The sequence below is a fragment of the Mycobacterium sp. OAE908 genome, from assembly GCF_017872775.1.
Classification (GTDB): Bacteria; Actinomycetota; Actinomycetes; order Mycobacteriales; family Mycobacteriaceae; genus Mycobacterium.
Map to the genome: position 1 here is coordinate 4,449,063 of NZ_JAGGJL010000001.1, position 21,224 is coordinate 4,470,286.

The 21,224-nt window shown below is 65.7% G+C and carries 25 protein-coding genes; 5 read left to right on the forward strand and 20 right to left on the reverse strand.

The features are described from left to right. Positions 1–28 precede the first annotated feature (28 nt). The gene (locus J3E61_RS21975; protein ID WP_210084963.1) at positions 29–1,201 is read left to right on the forward strand and encodes a glycosyl transferase; all 1,173 of its coding nucleotides are present in this window, start codon (positions 29–31) and stop codon (positions 1,199–1,201) included. A gap of 9 nt (positions 1,202–1,210) precedes the next feature. Continuing rightward, on the forward strand, positions 1,211–1,405 hold the full coding sequence (locus J3E61_RS21980; RefSeq protein ID WP_192720950.1) for a DUF3046 domain-containing protein: 195 nt from the start codon (positions 1,211–1,213) through the stop codon (positions 1,403–1,405). Between the two features lie 48 nt (positions 1,406–1,453). Here the strand turns inward: J3E61_RS21980 and J3E61_RS21985 are convergent, their stop codons facing one another. Continuing rightward, positions 1,454–1,891 (reverse strand): hypothetical protein, encoded by a 438-nt coding sequence (locus tag J3E61_RS21985; protein WP_210084964.1) that lies wholly within the window; start codon positions 1,889–1,891, stop codon positions 1,454–1,456. Positions 1,892–1,930: 39 nt separating this feature from the next. Continuing rightward, positions 1,931–2,743 (reverse strand): type I methionyl aminopeptidase, encoded by an 813-nt coding sequence (gene map / locus J3E61_RS21990; protein ID WP_210084965.1) that lies wholly within the window; start codon positions 2,741–2,743, stop codon positions 1,931–1,933. A gap of 80 nt (positions 2,744–2,823) precedes the next feature. On the opposite strand from map, the gene J3E61_RS21995 reads away from it, so the two are divergent. Next, positions 2,824–3,090 carry a helix-turn-helix domain-containing protein gene (locus J3E61_RS21995; RefSeq protein ID WP_192720947.1) on the forward strand — a complete coding sequence of 89 codons (267 nt, stop codon included), beginning with the start codon at positions 2,824–2,826 and terminating at the stop codon, positions 3,088–3,090. Between the two features lie 9 nt (positions 3,091–3,099). On the opposite strand, the gene hypD is transcribed toward J3E61_RS21995, so the two are convergent. The 18 genes from hypD to J3E61_RS22085 all read right to left on the reverse strand — a co-directional run bounded on the left by hypD (position 3,100) and on the right by J3E61_RS22085 (position 19,453). Further along, a complete protein-coding gene (hypD, locus tag J3E61_RS22000; RefSeq protein ID WP_192720946.1) occupies positions 3,100–4,224 on the reverse strand; it encodes a hydrogenase formation protein HypD in 1,125 nt (374 codons plus the stop codon). A 12-nt stretch (positions 4,225–4,236) separates the two neighbouring features. Further along, positions 4,237–4,509, reverse strand: a complete 273-nt coding sequence (locus tag J3E61_RS22005; RefSeq protein WP_210084966.1) for a HypC/HybG/HupF family hydrogenase formation chaperone — start codon at positions 4,507–4,509, stop codon at positions 4,237–4,239. Between the two features lie 13 nt (positions 4,510–4,522). After that, positions 4,523–5,608 carry a hydrogenase expression/formation protein HypE gene (gene hypE, locus J3E61_RS22010; protein WP_210084967.1) on the reverse strand — a complete coding sequence of 362 codons (1,086 nt, stop codon included), beginning with the start codon at positions 5,606–5,608 and terminating at the stop codon, positions 4,523–4,525. Further along, positions 5,605–6,285: an SIS domain-containing protein gene (locus tag J3E61_RS22015; protein ID WP_210084968.1), complete on the reverse strand. Its 681-nt coding sequence runs from the start codon at positions 6,283–6,285 to the stop codon at positions 5,605–5,607. Before J3E61_RS22015 ends, hypE begins: the two co-directional genes overlap by 4 nt. Next, positions 6,282–7,010, reverse strand: a complete 729-nt coding sequence (locus J3E61_RS22020) for a hydrogenase assembly protein HupF (protein WP_210084969.1) — start codon at positions 7,008–7,010, stop codon at positions 6,282–6,284. The genes J3E61_RS22015 and J3E61_RS22020 overlap by 4 nt, the downstream gene beginning before the upstream one ends. Further along, entirely contained in the window at positions 7,007–7,702 is a 696-nt protein-coding gene (locus J3E61_RS22025; RefSeq protein ID WP_210084970.1) for a hypothetical protein, read from the reverse strand. Before J3E61_RS22025 ends, J3E61_RS22020 begins: the two co-directional genes overlap by 4 nt. Then, positions 7,699–9,972 (reverse strand): carbamoyltransferase HypF, encoded by a 2,274-nt coding sequence (gene hypF / locus J3E61_RS22030; protein ID WP_210084971.1) that lies wholly within the window; start codon positions 9,970–9,972, stop codon positions 7,699–7,701. Before hypF ends, J3E61_RS22025 begins: the two co-directional genes overlap by 4 nt. Before the next feature lie 5 nt (positions 9,973–9,977). After that, a complete protein-coding gene (locus J3E61_RS22035) occupies positions 9,978–10,232 on the reverse strand; it encodes a HypC/HybG/HupF family hydrogenase formation chaperone (RefSeq protein ID WP_192720939.1) in 255 nt (84 codons plus the stop codon). A gap of 2 nt (positions 10,233–10,234) precedes the next feature. Next, positions 10,235–10,717, reverse strand: coding sequence for a hydrogenase maturation protease (locus tag J3E61_RS22040; RefSeq protein WP_210085656.1), 483 nt, complete (start codon positions 10,715–10,717; stop codon positions 10,235–10,237). 131 nt (positions 10,718–10,848) lie between these two features. Continuing rightward, complete coding sequence (locus J3E61_RS22045) at positions 10,849–12,171, reverse strand: hypothetical protein (RefSeq protein ID WP_210084972.1); 1,323 nt, start codon at positions 12,169–12,171, stop codon at positions 10,849–10,851. Continuing rightward, positions 12,168–12,815, reverse strand: a complete 648-nt coding sequence (locus tag J3E61_RS22050) for a hypothetical protein (RefSeq protein ID WP_210084973.1) — start codon at positions 12,813–12,815, stop codon at positions 12,168–12,170. Before J3E61_RS22050 ends, J3E61_RS22045 begins: the two co-directional genes overlap by 4 nt. Then, positions 12,812–13,447 (reverse strand): hypothetical protein, encoded by a 636-nt coding sequence (locus J3E61_RS22055; RefSeq protein ID WP_210084974.1) that lies wholly within the window; start codon positions 13,445–13,447, stop codon positions 12,812–12,814. The genes J3E61_RS22050 and J3E61_RS22055 overlap by 4 nt, the downstream gene beginning before the upstream one ends. Beyond that, on the reverse strand, positions 13,447–14,337 hold the full coding sequence (locus J3E61_RS22060; RefSeq protein ID WP_210084975.1) for a NifU family protein: 891 nt from the start codon (positions 14,335–14,337) through the stop codon (positions 13,447–13,449). Before J3E61_RS22060 ends, J3E61_RS22055 begins: the two co-directional genes overlap by 1 nt. Before the next feature lie 3 nt (positions 14,338–14,340). After that, positions 14,341–16,137, reverse strand: a complete 1,797-nt coding sequence (locus J3E61_RS22065) for a nickel-dependent hydrogenase large subunit (RefSeq protein ID WP_210084976.1) — start codon at positions 16,135–16,137, stop codon at positions 14,341–14,343. A gap of 89 nt (positions 16,138–16,226) precedes the next feature. Next, positions 16,227–17,282 carry a hydrogenase expression protein HypE gene (locus J3E61_RS22070; RefSeq protein ID WP_192720933.1) on the reverse strand — a complete coding sequence of 352 codons (1,056 nt, stop codon included), beginning with the start codon at positions 17,280–17,282 and terminating at the stop codon, positions 16,227–16,229. A gap of 124 nt (positions 17,283–17,406) precedes the next feature. Beyond that, the gene (gene hypB, locus J3E61_RS22075; protein WP_210084977.1) at positions 17,407–18,141 is read right to left on the reverse strand and encodes a hydrogenase nickel incorporation protein HypB; all 735 of its coding nucleotides are present in this window, start codon (positions 18,139–18,141) and stop codon (positions 17,407–17,409) included. A gap of 2 nt (positions 18,142–18,143) precedes the next feature. Continuing rightward, positions 18,144–18,473: a hydrogenase maturation nickel metallochaperone HypA gene (locus J3E61_RS22080; RefSeq protein WP_210084978.1), complete on the reverse strand. Its 330-nt coding sequence runs from the start codon at positions 18,471–18,473 to the stop codon at positions 18,144–18,146. A 98-nt stretch (positions 18,474–18,571) separates the two neighbouring features. Then, on the reverse strand, positions 18,572–19,453 hold the full coding sequence (locus J3E61_RS22085) for a L,D-transpeptidase family protein (protein WP_192720931.1): 882 nt from the start codon (positions 19,451–19,453) through the stop codon (positions 18,572–18,574). 207 nt (positions 19,454–19,660) lie between these two features. Here J3E61_RS22085 and recA point away from each other — a divergent pair, with 207 nt between their 5' ends. Together recA and recX are read left to right on the forward strand one after the other, a co-directional pair. Beyond that, positions 19,661–20,713, forward strand: a complete 1,053-nt coding sequence (recA, locus tag J3E61_RS22090; protein ID WP_210084979.1) for a recombinase RecA — start codon at positions 19,661–19,663, stop codon at positions 20,711–20,713. Continuing rightward, positions 20,679–21,224, forward strand: a complete 546-nt coding sequence (recX, locus tag J3E61_RS22095) for a recombination regulator RecX (protein WP_210084980.1) — start codon at positions 20,679–20,681, stop codon at positions 21,222–21,224. The genes recA and recX overlap by 35 nt, the downstream gene beginning before the upstream one ends.

A 21,224-nucleotide genomic window follows, 5' to 3' on the forward strand; every position in this document is an offset into this window, starting at 1 on the left:
TCGTCGGGGGTTGTGGCAGGGTAGGCCAGTGCGGGTCGCCGTGGTTGCCGGGCCGGATCCCGGGCACGCCCTTCCGGCCATTGCGTTGTGTCTTCGGTTTCTCGCTGCAGGGGACACCCCGACGCTGCTGACCGGAACCCGATGGCTCGACACCGCGCGGCAGGCCGGGCTGGGCGCTGTCGAGCTCGCCGGACTCGACCCCACCGCCGCCGACGACGACGCCGACGCCGGTGCGAAGATCCATCAACGCGCAGCGCGCATGGCGGTGCTCAACGTGCCGCGACTGCGCGGGCTGGCGCCGGACCTCGTGGTCTCCGATGTGATCACCGCCTGCGGCGGGTTGGCGGCCGAGTTGATGGGACTGCCGTGGGTCGAGCTCAGCCCTTCCCCGTTGTACCGGCCGTCGAAGGGATTGCCGCCGCTTGGCAGCGGGCTGGCGCCGGGTGTCGGGCTGCGGGGCCGGCTGCGTGACTTTGCATTGCGGGCGCTGTCGGGTCGGTCATGGCGGCAGGGGCTGCGCGAGCGGTCGGCGGCCAGAGTCGAAATCGGTTTACCCGCAAGCGATCCCGGGCCGCAACGGCGTCTCATCGCGACGCTGCCCGCTCTCGAAGTGCCGCGCCCCGACTGGCCGCAGGAGGCGGTGGTCGTCGGTCCGCTGCACTTCGAACCGACAGAGACGGTGCTGGAGATACCGCCCGGGTCGGGGCCGGTCGTGGTCGTCGCACCGTCGACGGCAGTGACCGGCGCCGTCGGCATGGCGGAGTTGGCGCTCGAGGCGCTACGGCCGGGGGAGACGCTGCCCGACGGCGCCCGCGTGGTGGTGTCCCGGCTTGGCTGGGCCGACATCTCGGTGCCGCCGTGGGCCGTGGTCGGCCTTGGCCGACAGGACGAACTGCTGACCAATGCAGATCTGGTGATTTGCGGCGGAGGGCACGGGCTGGTGGCCAAGGCGCTGCTCGCCGGTGTGCCGATGGTGGTGGTGCCCGGCGGAGGGGATCAGTGGGAGATCGCGAATCGCCTTGTGCGACAAGGCAGTGCACAGCTGGTGCGACCGTTGACTTCGGAAACGCTGGCGGCTGCCGTCGGCGAGGTGTTGTCGAAGCCGAGCTATCGCGAGGCAGCCCGAGCCGCCGGTGCCAGCGCCGCGGATGTCGCAGATCCGGTACGGGTGTGCCATGAAGCGCTCGCGAGCTCAGCGTAAGTTGGGTGCGTGCGGCTGACCGAATTCCAGGAACTCGTCGCCGGCCAGTTCGGCTCGGTGCGCGGCGCCTCCCTGCTCGTCGACCACGTGCTCAGTGGGCTCGGCGGACGGACCGCCGCGCAGGCTATCGAGGACGGCGTTGACCCCCGCGACGTCTGGCGGGCGCTGTGCGCCGACTTCGACGTCCCGCGTGATCAGTGGTGACTTGTGCACGAAAATCCGCGCTGAGCGCCGACTTTCGTGCACTAATCGCTAACGCTTGTTCTCGGCGCGCCCGGTCCCCGGCGTATGTGCAGGCGCATCGACACCGTCGTCGCTGCGACCTGTCTCCGGGGCCTGCGACGCCGGCTGTTCCTGCGCGGGTGAGGTGGTTCCGCCGCTGGCCGAAGAGTCCTTCGAGCTGGCCTCGCTCGTCGGTTTCACCGCACCGCCGGTGCGTGCGCCGCCCTCATCACCCTGACCGCTGTCCGGCTTGGCCGTCGTCTGACGACCCTCGTAAGGCGGCACCTCGGGTTTCACGTCGCGCGGTGGTTCTGTCGTGAAGCCCGTTTCGAAGTCGGGCTTCTCGGCTTCGCCATGTTCGGGAACGGACTCGTCGCCCTTGTACGCCCCGGACGGCCGGTCAGCGGGCCCGCCTGAGGGCAAATCCGATCCGGTGTCGCGTGAGCCTCGTTCGTCTGGCTTGGTCATGGCAACTCCTCACAGCCCGCCGCACGCACTGCGACGAAGCTAGTTGCTGGCTACCCGCGGCGGCCCCGACACAACCCTGTCAACCCCGGACAGGGTGAGGATCCGCGGGCCCGCTTCGGTGATCGCGATGGTGTGCTCGGAATGCGCAGTCCTCGACCCGTCCGCCGAGCGCAGCGTCCAGCCGTCGGCGTCCATCACCAGACGATCGCTGCCGCGTGCCCACCACGGCTCGAGCGCGAACGTCATGCCCGGCCGGAGAAGCAACCCGCGGCCGTGCCGTCCGCGATTGGGGATGTGCGGATCCTCGTGCATGGTGCGACCCAGCCCATGCCCGCCGAATTCGGTGTTGACGCGATAGCCGGCTTCGGTGGCGACTTCGCCGATGGCGGCCGAGATGTCGCCGAGTCGCCCACCGGGCACCGCGGCAGCGATACCCGCGGCGAGCGCTCGTTGCGTCGAGTCGATCAGCGCTTCGTCAGCGGGGTCGGCGGCCCGACCGACGATGACCGTCACGGCAGAATCGGCCACCCATCCGTCGATCGACACCGCGAAGTCCAGACTCAACACGTCGCCGTCGCGGAGCACGTAGTCGCGCGGCATGCCATGCAGCACAGCATCATTGACCGACAGGCAGATGACATTGCGAAACGGACCGCGACCGAATGACGGCGCGTAATCCCAATAGCACGACGTCGCCCCGCGAGCGTCGATCAGCTCACGGGCATGGTGCTCGAGCTGCATCAAATTCACGCCTGGCTGCGCCTCGATCGACAACGTCGCCAGTGTTTCCGCCACGAATTGACCCGTGACCGCCATCTTGTCGATCTCGCCGGCAGTCTTGAGTTCGATCATCTTGCACACCCATCGGCTATCGGTATTTTTATACCGACCCTACCAGCACCGGTATTTGAATACCGGCTATGCTGAGCGTCATGGTGCGCGTACCGCTGAGTCCGGAACAGGTGAAAGCAGGCCAACGGCTCGGCGCGCTGATCAGGACCACTCGTGCAGGCCGCGATCCCGAGTTGGTCGCGCGTGAGGCCGGCATCTCACCCGAGACGCTGCGCAAACTCGAGGTCGGAAGGATGCCGAGTCCGAGCTTCGGCACCGTCATAGGACTCTGCAATGCGCTCGGCCTGCCTCTGCAGGATGCCGTCGACGCGTGGCACGGGACAGCCAACCAACGCGTGGCCATCTGAACCCGCTGACTAGCGCTGACCCAACAACTGTGCGGTCTCGCGGTGCAGCCTGCCGAAGTTGTAGTACGCCGCACAGGCGCCCTCCGGTGACACCATGCAGGTGCCGATCGGCGTCTCGGGGGTGCACGCGGTCCCGAACACCTTGCACTCCCACGGCTTGATCACGCCCTTGAGCACCTCGCCGCATTGGCATGCCTTCGGATCGGCAACCCGTACGCCCGGCATGTCGAACTTGCGCTCGGCGTCGAACTCGGCGTAATCGGGATGCACCTTCAACGCGCTCTGCGAGATGAATCCCAAACCGCGCCACTCGAAGTGCGGCCGCAGCTCGAAGGTCTCGGACATCAGCTTCAGCGCTTGGGTGTTTCCTTCTGGGCGCACCACCCGGGTGTACTGATTCTCGATCTCGCACCGACCCTCGCGGATCTGCTGCAGCAGCATGTGCACCGACGCGAGGATGTCCAGCGGCTCGAAACCCGCGACCACCATGGGCTTTCCGTAAACCTCCGAAACGAACCGGTAGGGCCGTATCCCGACCACCGTGGAGACGTGGCCGGGGCCGAGGAACCCTGACAGCCGCAGATCCGGTGACTCGAGGATCGCCTTGATGGGCGGCACGATCGTGACGTGGTTGCAGAACACGCTGAAGTTCTGCACGCCAAGTGAGCGTGCCCGCACCAGCGTCACCGCGGTGGAGGGCGCAGTGGTCTCGAAGCCGACCGCGAAGAACACCACGTGGCGGTCGGGATTGTCGATCGCGACCTTGAGCGCGTCGAGTGGGGAGTACACGAAGCGCACGTCGGCGCCTCTGGCCTTCGCCTCTATCAGGTTGCCCTTCGATCCCGGCACCCGCATCATGTCGCCGAACGTCGTGAAGATGACGCCTGGCTGCTCGGCCAGCCACATCGCGTCATCCACTCGGCCCATCGGTATCACGCACACCGGACAGCCCGGCCCGTGCACCAATTCGACGGACTCGGGCAGCAGGTGCTCGATGCCGTGCCGGTAGATGGTGTGCGTGTGACCGCCGCAGACCTCCATGAATTTGAAATGGTCGGTACCCGCCAGCTCGGTGATGGACTTGACCAGCGCGCGTGCGGCCGCCGGGTCGCGGAATTCGTCTACGAACTTCATTTGTCTGGCCTCTCAGGCGATTTCGGACGCGTTGAATGCTTCGATCTCATTGACGTAGTCGGCGCCCATCTTCTCGACCTGGCTCAGCGTCATGGCGGCCTCGTGCTCGTCGATCTTGGCCATCGCGAAGCCGACGTGCACGAGCACCCAGTCACCGACTTGCAGGTTGTCGTCGGCCAGCAGCCGCACGCTGATGTTCCTGCGAACACCGTTGACGTCGACCTTGGCCAGCGACTGTTCGGCGTCGACGATCTCGACGACTTGGCCCGGTATCCCTAGACACATGGTCGGTCTCCTCTCAGCAGATCCGCGGCAGCGGGTCACCGACGAGCATGTCGACAATCCGGCTGCCGCCGAATGACGTTCGTAGCGCCACGATTCCGTGCGGTTCGGGAACGATCTCACCGACAACGGCGGCATCGGCGCCTTGTGGATGCTCGTGCAGGGCCGCGACGGCGGCATCGGCTTCGTCGGCTGCGACGATGGCGACGAACTTGCCCTCGTTCGCCACATACAGCGGGTCGATGCCCAGCATGTCGCAGGCGCCGAGCACCTGCGGCTGCACCGGCAGCCGCGCCTCGTCGAGGATCAGTGCGAACGGCGAGTCCTTCACGAGTTCGTTGGCGACGGTGCCGACGCCGCCGCGGGTGGCATCGCGCATCCAGCGCGTCGACGGCGCTGCGGCAAGCAGGATTTCGACCAGTTCGTGCACGGGTGCCGTGTCCGACTCGATGTCCGCGTCGATGGCCAGGTCGCCGCGGGCCAGCATGACGGCCATGCCGTGCTCGCCGATGGTGCCGGACAACAGCACCTTGTCGCCGGGCTGGACGAGGTCGCGGGACAGCCGCCTGCCCTCGGGGATCACACCGACGCCTGCGGTCGAGATGTAGACGCCGTCGGCGGCGCCCTTGCCAACCACCTTCGTGTCCCCGGTGACGATCTGTACGCCGGCGTTGGCGGCGGCTTCGCTCATGTCGGCGACGATTTCGCGGAGTTCGACGATACCGAACCCCTCTTCGATGACGAACGCCGCCGACAACCACTGCGGGCGGGCGCCTGACACGGCAAGGTCGTTGATGGTCCCGTGCACTGCGACGTGGCCGATCGATCCGCCCGGAAAGCGGCGCGGCGAAACGACATACGAGTCGGTCGAGAACGCGAGCCGTTCACCCGATGCGGTGCGCAGTACGGCGGCATCGCCGAGTTGCTCGAGTTCGTCATTGCGGAACGCCTCGAGGAACACCGCGTCGACGAGCGCCGCCGAAGACTTGCCGCCCGCTCCGTGCGCGAGCGTCACCACGTCGTCGAGCAGTCGCGGCCTGCGCTGCCGGAACTTGTCGATGCGTTCCAGCACCCGGTCTTCGCGGTCGGCGGTGGTGCTCATGCTCGGGCCTGAGACATCGGCCGTGCCATGTGTTCCTGCGTCACCGACCACAATCGGTATCCGAGCATCGCGTGGCTCTCCTGGATGCGGTGGATGCTCTGCGAGTGCACAGTGAAGCAGAAGTCGAGATCCTCGGCGACGGCCATCCTGCCCCCGTCATGCCCTGAGAACCCGACGGTGAGCAGACCCCGCTGCTTGGCTTCGGTGATCGCCGACATCAGGTCTTCGGAGTTGCCCGATGTCGACAACGCGATCGCGACGTCGCGATCCCTTGCGTGAGCGATGATCTGGCGTTTGAAGATCAGGTCGAACCCCACGTCGTTGCCGAGTGCGGTCACCACCGCTTCGTCGGCGGCCAGCGACCACGCCGCCACCGGCCTTCCCCGCGCGGGCCGACTGAACAGCGTCGCCAGGGTGGCGGCGTCGGTCGAGCTGCCACCGTTGCCGAGCGTGTAGAGCCTGCCTCCGCGCAGGAACCGTTCGGCCATCTGGGTTCCGGCCGCGGTCACGGCCGACGCGTACTCGTCGAGCGATTCTTGTTGCAGCCGTGCGCTTTCGGTCGCCTTACCGCGCGCCGAGGCGGCCAGATCATCGAGGAGACTGGTGGCGTCCGTCTCCTCGGATTCGATGAACGGGTAGAGGAAGCCGGTGCTTTCGGGTTCGTGCCGGGTTGTCATGACATCGCCTCCAGACGTGTGATCGCCGCTCCGGCGTGCACCAGAACCAAGTCGTTGACGCCGACGTCGTCGAGGATTGTGGTGTCCACCCATTCCTCGCCCCTGGCCGTTCGCACGAGCGCCTGACCGTCTGCCGGCTCGAGCACGACCTCAGCGAGGCGGCCCTCGTCACTACACGTCACGCACACGTCCTCGGCGCATTCCTCGGCGGGCGGCTTGAGCAGTCCGGGGTGTTCGAAGCAGACGTGGGTGAGTTCCCACAGCAGGTGATACATCAGCACGAACGTTCCGGTGGCGGGCACCATCGGGTCGTCGGAGTCGATCCACAGGATGTGGTTGGCCGCACCGGCAGGCGGCCGCGGCCCGGAACCGATCCACAGCGTCAGCACCCCCCAGGCGGGCGCGCGTCGCATGGCTTCGACGACGGCGGGCTCGTCGGCGGACGATACGGCGATCAGCAGATCACCGGGCTGACTGGCGACCCGCGCCTGTGCGACAGGATCCGGTTCGACGAGCGCGACGGAGGGCAGCGCCCGTTTCCCCATCACCACCGGATGGACGAACTCAACGGCGACGTGGTGCGCGTGCGGCTCCCACTGGGGGGAGATCACCCACAGCGTGGCGCCGTCGTGGAATCTGCGAGCCAGGTCCAGCGCGGCGGCAGCCAGATCGGCGGACAACTCCACGTCGATGTAGGAGCCCCCGAGTTGCGCGGTGGTCGTCATAGTCGACCTCCCCTCAAGGTATTGACCAGATCGAGCGTTGACTGGGTGGCGGCTTCGAGTGCCGTGAGTTGATCGGCTTCCAACTGCTCGCACACCCAGTTCCAGTGCGCCGCAACGATGGAACCCGGGCTCGGGGCGGGCGCCAGCGAGAGTTCACCCTTCTTCCACTGCACCCGCTCGGGCCGGGGGTCGCCGAGTATCAGCTCGCCACCGGCGAGCCCCAGCGGGGGTGACGTGATCACGGCGTGCTCGCCGTCGATCGATTCGACGGTGCCCCAGCGGATCCGGCAGTCCTGCATGACGCCCAGCGCCGTCGCCGCATCGCGGTCGAGGAAGCGGACCCAGGGGTAGACGACGAAGACGTGGAAACTGTGGTGGGCCAAAACGTCCGGGCCCGGGACAACCGCGTCGAGCAGTCCGGTGACCTGGCCGGTGAAGGATGTTCGCAGCCGGGTTAGTAGCGCGGCCGGATCGACCTTGGCCAGCGCGGGCCCGCCCACCCAGTAGCTGCTGACGACCTCCTCGTCCAGCGGATCCGAGGCGCCGAGCGCCTCGGCAATGGCTGCCAGATATGGCCATGCGCCGTCGAACTCCTTGGCGTGGGCGGCAAGTCCGAACGCGCCCCCGCCATCGGTCGGCCCGCAGTAGCCGAGCTCGTTCGGCGGATAGGCGTACTGATCGAACAGGGTCATCCGCAGTTACCCACCATCAGCTGACCCAACGCGACACCACCATCGTTCGGCGGCACCGCGCGATGCGTGATCGCCGGTATTCCTTTGGCGCGCAGGCCTTTCAGCGTCAGACGCAGCAGCAGCGCATTCTGGAAGACGCCGCCCGAAAGCGCGACGAGCTGGGCTGCGTCGCGACTTCGATCCGCAATGTCGACGATCAGATCGGCGACCGCCTGGTGGAACCGTGCGCCGATCGTGCCTGAGGGCACGCCACCGCGCTGGTCTCGGACCACGCTGTCTATCAGCGGAGTTGGATCGATCAGTCCGTCCTGCACCCCGAAGGCGTAGGCGAGATCCTCACAGTCGGCGTTGCGTGCCAGCCCCTCCAACTCGATGGCGGCCTGCGCCTCGTAAGCCACCACGTGGCGGACACCGGCGAGCGCGGACACCGCATCGAAAAGCCGGCCCATGCTGGACGTTGGCACACAGCCGATCCCGGTTTCGAGTTGCCGTCGCAACACCCGTTGTTCGTCGGCGGGGCACGCCGCCACGGGCGGCAGATCGGGCTCCCATGCGATGCCGGCCGCCCACAGGTGCGCTAGCGCCATCCGGTACGGCCGAAGCACGCTGATGTCGCCGCCTGCGAGCGGCACGTAGGACAATTGCGCGAGGCGTTGGTAGCCCTTGTAGTTCGCGAGCAGCACCTCGCCACCCCAGATCGCCTCGTCGGATCCGTAACCCGTCCCGTCGAACGCGAAACCGAGCACCTGCTGAGACCCGTCCAGGCCATGCTCGGCCATCACCGCAGCGATGTGTGCGTGGTGGTGCTGCACGGCTCGGACGGGCCGCCCACGGGCATTGCGATGCGCCCACGCCGTCGACCGGTACAGCGGATGTGCGTCGGCCACGAGTACTTCGGGCGCTACGGCAGTCAACTCGCACAGGTGTTGTTGGGCGGCGTCGAACGCCGACAGCGTTGCGAGGTCGTCCATGTCGCCGATGTGCTGGCTCAGCCAGGCGTACTTGCCGTCCGCCACCGCCATCGTGTTCTTCAGATCGGCGCCGACCGCCAACGTCGGCGGCACCGATACCGGCAGCGCGATAGGTAGCGGCGCGTATCCGCGCGACCGCCGGATCGGCAGCTCAACGTCATCGACCATCCGGATCACCGAGTCGTCACACGGCACCAAGATGTCGCGGTCGTGCATCAGCCAACCATCGGCCAGGTGCGAAAGCCGTTCGAGCGCATCGTCGTCGGCGAAGCAGATGGGTTCGCCGCCCAGGTTGCCGGACGTCATCACCAGCACGGGCGGGCTCGGCGAATCGCCCGGCAGACCGAACAGCAACGCATGCAGCGGCGTGTAGGCGAGCATGACCCCGAGATCAGGGTTGTGCGGCGCCACCGCGTCGGCGATCCGTGCATCGGCCCGTCGAGGCATCAGCACGATCGGTCGCTGCGGACCCGTGAGGAGCCGAGCCGACGGGTCATCAACTCTTGCGATTGCGTATGCCGTGGACAGGTCCGGCACCATGACCGCGAATGGCTTGTCGCCCCGGCGCTTTCGGTCGCGCAGTTCGCTGACGGCCCGCTCGTTGCTGGCGTCGCACGCCAAGTGGTAGCCGCCGATGCCCTTGACCGCGAGGATGCCACCGTCCCGCAGCAACCGCCTGGCCAGTGCCAGCGCATCGTCGCCGTCGGTCGCGCCGTCGTCGTCGCGATAACTGAGCGTTGGCCCGCAGCGTGGGCAGCACACGGGTTGGGCGTGGAAGCGCCGGTCGGCCGGGTCGGCGTATTCGCGGGCGCAATCGGCGCACATCGGGAACGCCGCCATCGTGGTCGAGGCGCGGTCGTAGGGCAGGCTGGCGACGATCGTGAAGCGCGGCCCGCAGTTGGTGCAGTTGACGAACGCGTGGCGGTAGCGCCTGTTCGAGGGGTCGCGTTGTTCGGCAACACATTCCGTGCACATCGCCACGTCGGGGGAGGCCAGCGTGCGACCGCCGTCGGACCGCATCGTGTCCGCGATGACAAATCCGGTGCCGCCCACAACCGGGATGTCCTGCGTGTCAACAGATTCGATGACTGCCAGCGGTGGCGGCTGCTCACGCAAGCGGGCGAGGAATCGATCGAGCTCTTCGGGATCGCCTTCGACCTCGATGAGGGCGCCTGCAGTGTCATTGCGTACTGCCCCGGACAACCCGAATGCGGCCGCGCATGCGTAGACGAACGGGCGAAAGCCAACGCCTTGGACCACGCCCTGTACGCAGACACGCAATCTGCGCCGTGTCGTCATGGCTGTCATGGTGAGGCCTCGGTGTCGCGTCCTCGGCCCATTAGCTCGAGGCCTTCCATCGCCGCATCGGCGCCGGCCTTGTCGGTCTTCTCCACGACGAAGCCCATGTGGATGATGACCCAGTCGCCGGGCGAAAAGGTCTCCTCGGGCAGCATCCCGACGTTCACCTTGCGCTGTTCGCCCGCGACGTCGACAAGCGCGAGCTGATCGCCGTAGCCCTGCAGCATGTGGATGACTTGCCCGGGGATGCCAAGACACATGGTCAGCCTCCCTTCACCGGCTGGAGCAGCCGGGCGATGACGTCCTCGAGCGCGCGAACCGCCTCGGGTATCGCGGCGGCGACCGCAGGCGAGAGCCCTATGCCTTCGTCGACGTCGGCGGCCTCACAGCCGATGACCACCGTGTAGGGCGGGGTGCCGCCGAGGGCGTTCAGGCTGGCGAACACCGCTGTCGGGTCCATCGCATGGGCATCCAGACCGGTTGCAGCGGTCAAGCTTTCATGGTCGGCCTCGAAGACATGAACAGCGCCCGGCGATCCGCGGCTGGGGATGGCGTCGATCAGGACCAGCGCCTCGCAGCCGTCCAGCAGGTCGTAGGCCAGATGCATGCCCCGGATGCCGTAGTCCACCAGTCGAACTCGTGGATCGGTGACTCGCTGTGGGGCATGGCGAATCACCTCGGGGCCGAAGCCGTCGTCACCGAGGAAGATGTTGCCGATCCCGGCTACCAGGATTGTTGACGTGATCGCACCCGCTACATCCGTCGAATCTTCATGTACCGCATGGCATCAGGAACCGACCTGACCCCCAGCGCAACCGCCACGAGGGCGACCAATGCTGCGATGACCACGGCAATCCAACCCACTATTTCCATCTTCTAACCCCTTTCGATGAGTGGTTCGACCTCGTCGGGTGCGAAATACAAATAGCGGCCGTACCAGTCGTGCAGGTCGGCCGCCGGATCATCCTCGAGGACGACGCCGACGTGCTGGTCGCCGTCGACGTCTTCGTGCACCGACGTGACGCGCGCGACCATGTCGGTGTAGAAGAGGTCCTGCGCGTCGGCCCGGCGCGACGGGTGCAGGCGGACCCGAGTGCCGCGCGCCACGCGGGTGCCATTGACGAGGATCGCATCGACGTCAGGCCGCACTGCGGTGTCTGCAGTCGGATCCCACCAGTCGACGTCGGCGGGGACTTCCGGTATCAACCCCGGATCTGCTGTCGGCGCATGCGGATTGCGCAGCACACCGTGCAGATCGAGCATGGCCTCGGGCGACATCGTGTCGCAGCGGTCGATGATCTGGGCGGCCAACGGGTCGGTGGCGCGGGCCTGCGCCTTCTCCTCGTCGGTCATCGTCATGATCCGTAGCGTGAGGATTTCGTCTATCTCGGTGGAGTCGTAGAGCGCGCCCTTGCTCTGTTCTGCGATCTCGGGATGGTCGTAGAGGATGATCGGTGACACCAGCACCAGATCATTGACCCCGGGAGGGCCGGCGAGCACCGGGAAGCAGCGGTGGTGCGAGCACCGGTCGACCGCTGCCGCCGCGACGTCCGGCGGCTCCAGAAGCGAAACGAATTCGCCGTCGGTGACCTCGATCAACAGATGTGTGCCGATCAGGGAGGTGGCAATCGCCTCGTCCTTGTCCGCGGCGGGCGGGGCGACATTGCGTACCTCGAACGACACCCGTAAGTGGTCACCGTCGCGTTCGGCGGAGATGTCGAGTCGACCGTGCAGGCCGCGCCGCGTGCGCACCAGCCGGCCGCCGTCCAGCATCTCGATGTCGCTGCCCGCCGGCACCGAGATATCAAGTGTGCGTGGCAAACTCGTGACAGCGAACCGTTCTATCGCGATCTCGCACTCGACGGCCTCGTCCCACGTGAGCCAGCTGGCGGAGCCGGTGGACAGTTCTTCGGTCGGCTGAAAACGACCGCCGACGTCCCGCTCGGCCGCGCGGTGTTGCAACTGCAGAAAACGCACTACGCCAGACAGCGAGGGAACCGCATTCGAGGCAACCAACACCTGCGCGGCCAGCGAGTCCTGCTCACCGATGCCCGCGTCAGCAGCGCCCTGGGGACCCAACACTCCGAACTGCCAGCGTGACTGGTTCTTTCCCGAGGTGGCGCGATACGGGTAGAGCAGATAGCCCTCGTAGAGCACCGCGTCGGCGACGGCACGGGCGTGGTCCCAGGGGGCGGTCATGAGCTTTCCCGCGTCGCCGAGATCTCCGCCAGCAGTGCGGTGATTGCCTGGTCGAATCCGAGTAGGCCGCGCGCGGAGCGGTACGCCGCCAGCGCGTCGATGGTTTCGCGGTCTAGTCGCACCCAGCCGGTGTTAGGGAAGTGCTGCTGGATCAGGTCACGCCACACCGAAACCGGCATGTCGTAACGCTCCTCGCGGTCCCATGGCACCTGTTGGACGGTAAAGCCGTTCGAACCGCGGCCGAAAACTGTTCCGCTGAACAGAAACTGCAGGGGAATGGTGCCGTCACCGAGCGCCTGCAGGTACTTCGCGGCCGCGACCTCGAAGTCATAGGTGCACTCCAAGGGCATGTGCACCTGCGTGGTCCCGGTGAATCCCGGCACCATGGCGGTCGCGTGCTGCCACAGGAATGAGTGTTGTGTCGCCGCCCAGCGGTCCCGCGGCCCGAACAGATCGACGAGTGCGGCGGCTTCGTCATCGGAATACTGACGTCGCGAGGGCTCGATACGCACCTGACAACGCAGTGCGACGGCGTGCACCGGTTCCTCGGCGACCGACGCGATGCCTACCCGCGCCATCAGAATCGGTGTCACCGCATACGGTTCCGGTGCCACATCGAGGACGGCGAACGTGATGTCGGTCATGCGCGGTCAACCAGTCTGCTCCGGTTGTCGAGCTGATCGAAGAAGCTCTCGATGTAAGTGCGGGCGTCCTGGCCGCCGTCGAATCCGCGCCACATCATGCGCAGCCGGCCGACGAACTCGTAACAGGCGTCGATCGGAACCAAATATGCTCGGGTAGAAGCTGTTTCGTCGTCGGGCACCCGAACCAGCAGCGCCTCTGTATCCGCGGCGACGGTGTCAACGCGTGGATCGGCGGTGCGGATGTCGTTCCACGCCACGAGGTCCAGTTCGGACTCGGTGGCGCCGGCCGGCCCGGGATAAAAGGCCACGGTGCGGTCGAGGCTCGAGTTGTGGAAGAAGAACGCCAGTCCGACCGGAATCTGCAGCCCCTCCCATGCACGGCGATCCAACGCGAAGTCATTGAAGACGAGGTAGCGGTCCGGAACGGCGCGGTAGCGTAACTGGGCATCGGTGTCGGTGAACAGCAGATAGCACCCGCGGCAGACACACATCAGTTGTCGGCCTTCGAGATTCACCACGTGCTGGTGCTCATCGGCAATGGCCTCCGCGCACATCTCGCAGCGCTCGCCAGCCGGCTGTGGCGCGCCGCGATTGGCACGTATGCGCGCCAGCACGTCGAAAGCACCCTCCACTACGCCACCTCCTCAGGGACTGCCATCGACAGCACGCCGTCGCGCACCAGAACCGGTAGCGGCTCCAGGTGGCTGTCGCCGCCCACGCCCGCACCGGCGTGCACGGCGTCGAAACCGGCGCCGCACGCCGGACACTGCAGCACTGTGCCGCGCAACCCTGCACCCGCCAAGGTGCCAAGACAACTGGGGCATCTGTCGCGGTACGCGTAGAGTTCGCCGCTCACCCGGCAGACCAGCGCGGTGACGCCTTCGACGCGGAACCCGCCGACTTCACCGTCGGCCAATTCGGCGAGCTCCGGCACCGGCTGCCAGTGGTGGCCGTTGGTGTGCACGCGACGCATCAGTGACGCGGCGGGAATCACACTCGGCGTCGAGACATTCTCCGCCGCAACCACTTCGATCGATTCGATCTCCGGCGCCGCGGCCCGCACCGCATCCTCGACCGCCAACTCCAAGGTCACCGACGACGACGGACAGCTCTTACAACTGCCCTGGAACTGCAGTCGGACCACACCGTCGACGACGCCGAGCAGCGACACGTCTCCGCCGTGCGAGCCGAGGTAGGGCCGCACGCTGTCCAGTGCGTCCGACACCCGTCGCTCGACGTCGTGCGGATGCAACCCGTGCACCAGCAGGAGGCTGGCGACGAGGTCGTCGGCCGCGAACCGGTTGGCGAGACCCGGATCCGCGGCCAACGCCATCTGCATCATCCGCATCAGCGCCGCTCCGTAGAGGTCGGTCACCTCACGGACGAGTAGTTCGGCGCGTTCCCTCGCGACGGCGCCACCCGATGACGACGCGTCGAGCAGGTTCTGTATTCGCTCGCCCGCCGTGCGCCACTGCGCGTCGTCCTGGGAATCCGGAAGGCCTGGCAGTGTCGGCGGGGCCATACGCTATTCCCCGGTGAGCGATTGGGTGGGGGAGTGCAGCAGATCCAATGACTTGCCCTTACCGAGGTACATGTGCACCCCGCAGGGCAGACACGGATCGAAGCTGCGCACCGTGCGCATGACGTCGATGCCCTTGAAGTGCTCCCTGTCGTTCTCCTCGAAGATCGGTTGGCCCTGTACCGCATCCTCGTACGGACCAGGCGTGCCGTAGCTGTCGCGCGGATTGGCGTTCCACGGCGTCGGCGGATACGGGTGATAGTTCGCGATCTTGCCGTCGCGAATCACCATGTGGTGAGACAGGACTCCGCGCACCGCCTCGGTGAAGCCACAGCCGATGCCTTCGTCGGGCACCTCGAACTTCTCCCAGGTCTTGGTGCGGCCAGCGCGGATCTCCACGAGCGCCTTCTCGGCGAAGTGCAGCGCGCATGCCGCCGCGTAGGCCTGGAAGTAGGTCCTGGCGCGATTGCGTTCGAGCGTGTTGCTGCCGTAGTGCGGCACTTTCCACTCGAACGACACCGGACCCTTGAGGGCTGTCTTGGGCAGGTTGATCTGCACGCTGGTGCCGGTGGCCTTCACGTAGCCGATGTCGACAAGGCCGGCGAGCGCGGTCGACCACAGCCGGGCCAGCGGACCGCCGCCGGTGTCCAGCGCCAAGTGGTCGGTGCCGTCGAACCACCGCGGCGCCATCACCCAGCTGTAATTGCCTTCGAAGTCGCGCTTCTGCGGCCGCGGGTTGGTGTGCTGATTCCACGGATGCCTGCGGTCGACCGGGTTGCCGAGCGGATCGGTCTTGACGAACATCTCCTGGTCGGTCCAGTCATCGTAGTAGCTGTGGCCCAACAGGATTCGGATGCCGAGGTTGATGTCGACCAGCGAGTGGGTGTGCAGCTTGCCGTCGATCACGACGCCGGGCGTGACGAACATGGCGTCGCCCCAGCGCTCCATGTCCTTGTATTCGAAGTTGCACACCTCGGGATCCTGGAAAGAACCCCAGCAGCCCAGCAGCGTACGCCGCAACCCCACCTGGTCGTAGCCGGGCAGCGCCTCGTAGAAGAAGTCGAAGAGGTCGTCGTGCATGGGCAGGACGGACTTCATGAACTCCACGTAGCGCATCAGCCGGGTCATGTAGTCCGTCATCAGCTGCACGGTGGCGGTGGTGCCGATGCCGCCCGGGTAGAGCGTGGACGGGTGCACATGGCGGCCTTCCATGAGGCAGAACATCTCTCGCGTCCACCGGCTGACCTGTAGCGCCTCCCGGTAGAACTCACCGGTGAACGGGTTGAGTGCCCGCATGATGTCGGCGATCGTCCGGTAGCCGTGCATGTCGGCGTGCGGCGCCTGGGTGTTCTCGGCCTTGGCCAGCACACTCGGATTGGTTTCCGACACCATCTTCTCGCAGTAATCCACGCCGACCAGATTCTCTTGGAAGATGTTGTGGTCGAACATGTATTCCGCGGCCTCACCAAGGTTGATGAGCCACTCTCCGAGATGCGGCGGCTTCACCCCGTAGGCCATGTTCTGGCAGTAGCACGAACAGGTGGCGTGGTTGTCGCCGCAGATGCCGCAGATGCGGCTGGTGATGAAGTGGGCGTCGCGAGGATCCTTGCCCTTCATGAAGATCGAATAGCCACGGAAGATCGACGAGGTGCTGTGGCACTCGACGACCTCTCTGTTCTCGAAGTCGATCTTCGTGTAGATACCGAGGCTGCCGACGATGCGGGTGATGGGATCCCACGCCATCTCCACCAGTTGACCGGGATCTCGCTTCACATGTGACGGCTCGGGGATGATCGTTGTCATCGAACTCTTCTCTTTCGTCTAGTGGGCAGCGCCACAAGGGATTTCGGCGATCGCGAAATGCACGCCCAGCAGCGCCGAAGAGCCCGCACCTACCAGGTGCGGGTAGCTCCGGTTTCGAGTTTTGTGCCGGGATGCCGCCACTTCGGTTCTTTGTCCACCGTGCGCCCAGTGACGTGGCGAAGGCTGCGGATGACCGAGCCGTACAGGCCTGAGGCCGTCGTCGAGACCTTGCCGCCGGGCGGCTCGTCCATGAACGGCATGAACTTGTCGGGGAAGCCGGGCATCGTGCAGCCGATGCAGATGCCGCCGACGTTCGGGCAGCCGCCGATGCCGTTGATCCAACCCCGCTTGGGGACGTTGCATTTCACAACGGGGCCCCAACAGCCAAGCTTCACAATGCATTTCGGTGAGCCGTATTCGGTAGCGAAGTCACCCTGCTCGTAATACCCAGCGCGATCGCAGCCCTCGTGCACAGTCGCGCCGAACAGCCACTTGGGCCGCAACGCGTCATCAAGCGGAATCATCGGCGCCTGGTCGGTCGCCATGTAGAGCAGATATGTCAGTGTCTCGGCAAGATTGTCCGGATGGATAGGACAGCCGGGCACACAAACAATCGGGATGCCCGCCTTGCTCTTCCAGTCCCAGCCGAGGTAGTCGGGGACGCCCATCGCGCCGGTCGGGTTGCCTGCCATCGCATGGATTCCGCCGTAGGTGGCGCATGTTCCGACCGCGACGACCGCGGTGGCTTTCGGGGTGAGCCGGTCCAGCCATTCACTCGTGGTCATCGGCTGCCCGGTCGCGGGGTTGTTGCCGAACCCGCACCAATAGCCCTCATCCTTGAGCTGCTCGTTTGGAATGGACCCCTCGACAACGAGGACGAACGGCTCCAATTCCCCACGTTCGGCCTTGAAGAACCACTCCAGGAAATCGTCTGCGCCCCCGTTGGGTCCGCACTCGAAATCTATTAGGGGCCAGTGGACGGCGATTTTCGGCAGCCCGGGAAGCGCGCCAAGCGCGATCTCCTCGATGCTGGGTTGGGTAGCGGCAGTCAACGCCACCGAATCGCCGTCACAACTTAATCCCGCATTGATCCAAAGAACATGGATCAACGCCTCTTCCGCTTTGACTGCTGCTTCGCTTGGCATGCGTAACAGCTCTCTGGGGCCGGGCTCGCAGCCCCTCTCGCAGGAATATGCTTGCGCCCGCTTCTTAAGCGCTGGTTCTCGGTTTACTCCGGGCGATATGTCTTGTCAACGAGTCTTAGCGACATTAGGCGGAGTTTGCCGGTATGCCGATTTCGGCGCGGATCCAGTCGTACCATGCTTCAAGTCCATCGCCACGCGTCGCCGAGATCGGCAGGATGCGAACGCCGGGGTTCACCGACCGCGCGTAGCCGAAACATGTTTCAAGATCAAAGTTTACGTACGGAACAAGATCGATCTTGTTGATCAGCACCAGCCCTGCTGCCGCGAACATGTGCGGGTACTTCAGGGGCTTGTCCTGACCCTCAGTCACCGAGATCACCACCACTTTGGTGTGCTCACCCAGATCGAACAGCGCCGGGCACACCAGGTTGCCGACGTTTTCGATGAACAGCACGGACTTGGGCTCCGGATCCAAGGCGTGAAGAGCGCGATGCACCATATCCGCGTCCAGATGGCAGCCGGCGCCGGTGTTCACCTGCACCGCGCGGGCCCCAGCCGCCTGGATTCGCTTGGCGTCGAGCAGTGTTTCCTGGTCGCCCTCGATGACTGCGACAGGCAGGTCGTCGCCGAGCTCGCGGATTGTGCGCTCGAGCAGCGTCGTCTTCCCGGCTCCCGGCGAACTCGTCACATTGAGAGCCAGGATGCCGCGCTCGACCAACGACTGGCGGTTGTGCTCGGCGATCTGATCGTTTTTCGCGAGCACCTTCTGTTCGAGCGTGATGCTTTTCGAGTGGGGATGGTCGTCACCGGCGACCGTGATCGTCGTAGTGTTGTCGCCGCATCCACAGGTCGCGCACATCGCTAGCTCACTTCCATCGACAGGATCCGAAGGTCCCGTCCGGTCAGCACTTCGACATCCGCGCTTCCGCACGGGCATAACAGGATCAGGTCGAGCAGTTCGAAGTTCTCACCGCAGCCGCGGCAGCGCGCCGAACCGGGCTGCACGTTCAGGTCGAGGCGAGCGCCGTCAGCGAGCGTGCCCTCGGTGGCGAGCTCGAAACAGAACTGCATGGCGTCGGGTACGACGGCGCACAGCGCACCGACCTCCACCTTGACGCTCTGCACGTGGCGGCCCGCGGCGTGTTCGCACACCGCGTCGACAACGCTCTGCGTGATCGCCATCTCGTGCATGTCGGTCCGTTCTGCCGGATGGATCCCACGATAGGTCGGCGTCGCATGCGATGGCCGAGAAGAGGCAGATCGGCACTCGCCGTTTCTGGCGATTGTGGTCAGAGCTGCCAGTCGTTGGAGCCGTCGTGCCGGGAGTAGGTGCCGCCGCTGGAGTTCTTCACCACGATCGGATCACCGGCATTGAAGTTGTCGAAGAACCATTTCGCATTGCTCGGGCTGATATTGATGCAACCGTGACTGACGTCGCGCTTGCCCTGGTCGTCCACCGACCACGGAGCGCTGTGGACGAAGTCACCGCTGTCGTCGAAGCGGACGGCTAGTTCCACCGTCGTCCGATATCCGTACGGCGAGTTGACCGGGACACCGTAGGTCGAGGAGTCCATCACCACCGAGGGCATCTTCTCCTGGACGTAGTAAGTGCCGTTGGGGGTTTGGTGACCGCCGGCGGTCATACCCATCGACATCGGAATGGTCTTCTCCACGTTGCCATTTCGCGTGACGGTCAACTGATGTGTGGCGTCGTCGGCCGTGGCAACCAACGCATCACCGGTCTGGAAGCTGGACACCGTGCCACCGGCATCGATCGTCACCGTCGTGTGCGCGGGCCAGAAGCTCAGCGGACGCCAGCGCAGCTGCGTGGGCGTCATCCAATAGAACTTGCCTGCAACCGGCGGGACCGAAGAAACGTGCACGGCGCTTTCGGCCGCAGCAGAGTCATCGACGAGGCCGGGGAAGTTGATGATGATCGGCTGGGCCACACCGACCGTCGCACCATTGGCAGGAAAGAACCTCGGCGGCCCGAACGGCGCCGTGCCGATGAACGGTGTCGGGTCCTGGCCGGCATCGGGACCCGCGACGATCCCGGGATCGCCGGGGGCCGGGTCGGCCAGCGCGGGACCTGCGCCCGTCATCAACACCCAGCCCGCTACCGATGCCACTGCCGCCGCCCGTAGCCGGCTTCCCCTGGTGGCGCCTGACATCACGTACCTCCCTGTCGCTCGGTCAAAACAGTCTTGCAGTCGCGCGCAGAGTGGCGCGGAAAAGGTGCGCGGAAGAATCGCACGGCGTGTCTACTTGAATCGAACAGGTGTTCGTCTACTGTGGGCGACACGACTTGTCAGACCCTCTGGCTAGCGTCACGGCCAACCGATCGAAAACCGATCACCCACCAGGACGGAGACCACCCCATGAGTCAGGCACCCGACCGCGAGAAGGCCCTTGAGCTGGCGCTCGCACAGATCGACAAGAACTTCGGCAAAGGCTCGGTGATGCGGCTCGGCGAAGAGGTGCGCCAGCCGATCTCCGTCATCCCCACGGGCTCGATCGCCCTGGACGTGGCGCTCGGCATCGGCGGACTGCCGCGCGGCCGGGTCGTCGAGATCTACGGTCCGGAATCCTCCGGTAAGACCACCGTCGCGTTGCACGCGGTCGCCAATGCTCAGGCCGCAGGCGGCATCGCGGCGTTCATCGACGCCGAGCACGCGCTGGATCCGGACTACGCCCAGAAGCTCGGTGTGGACACCGATTCGCTGCTGGTGTCCCAGCCCGACACCGGGGAGCAGGCGCTGGAGATCGCCGACATGCTGATCCGCTCCGGCGCGCTGGACATCCTGGTCATCGACTCGGTGGCCGCACTGGTGCCGCGCGCCGAGATCGAAGGCGAGATGGGGGACAGCCACGTCGGCCTGCAGGCCCGGCTGATGAGCCAGGCGCTGCGGAAGATGACTGGCGCACTGAACAATTCGGGCACCACCGCGATCTTCATCAACCAGCTCCGCGAGAAGATCGGCGTGATGTTCGGCTCGCCCGAAACCACAACGGGCGGAAAGGCATTGAAGTTCTACGCCTCGGTTCGCTTGGACGTCAGGCGAATCGAGACGCTCAAGGACGGCACCGACGCGGTCGGCAACCGGACCCGCGTCAAGGTCGTCAAGAACAAGGTGTCGCCGCCGTTCAAGCAGGCCGAGTTCGACATCCTCTACGGCAAGGGCATCAGCAAGGAAGGCTCGCTCATCGACATGGGTGTCGAGCAGGGCTTCATCCGCAAGTCCGGTTCCTGGTTCACCTACGAAGGTGAACAGCTGGGACAGGGCAAGGAGAACGCCCGCAACTTCCTGCTGGAAAACGCCGACGTGGCCAACGAGATCGAGAAGAAGATCAAGGAGAAGCTCGGCATCGGTGCCGTGGTGACTGCTGAGGTGGCCAATGACGAAGTCCTGCCCGCCCCCGTCGACTTCTGAGTCTTCTCCGGCGGCTGAACCCAAACGCGAGGAGCAGGCGCGGGATCTGTGCCTGCGTCTGCTCACCGTAAGGGCCAGGACCCGTGCCGAACTCGAAGGCCAGCTGACCAAGCGGGGATATCCCGAAGACGTCAGCGGTCGCGTGCTCGACCGGTTGGCTCAGGTTGGTTTGATCGACGACGTCGACTTCGCCGAGCAGTGGGTGCAGTCTCGTCGGGCGAACGCCGGAAAAGGCAAGCGCGCCTTGGCCGCTGAGCTTCGGAACAAGGGCGTCGACAACGACGTGATCACCACGGTGCTCGCAGACATCGACGTCGCGGCCGAGCGGCGGCGCGCTGAGGAGTTGGTCCGCGACAAGCTGCGACGCGAAAAGTTTGTCGACGACGACGACGACACCAAAGTCGCGCGCCGGCTCGTCGGGATGCTGGCCCGCAGGGGCTACAGCCAGTCGATGGCGTTCGACGTCGTCAAGAATGAACTGGCCGGCGAGCGGGAACGTCGACGGGTCTAG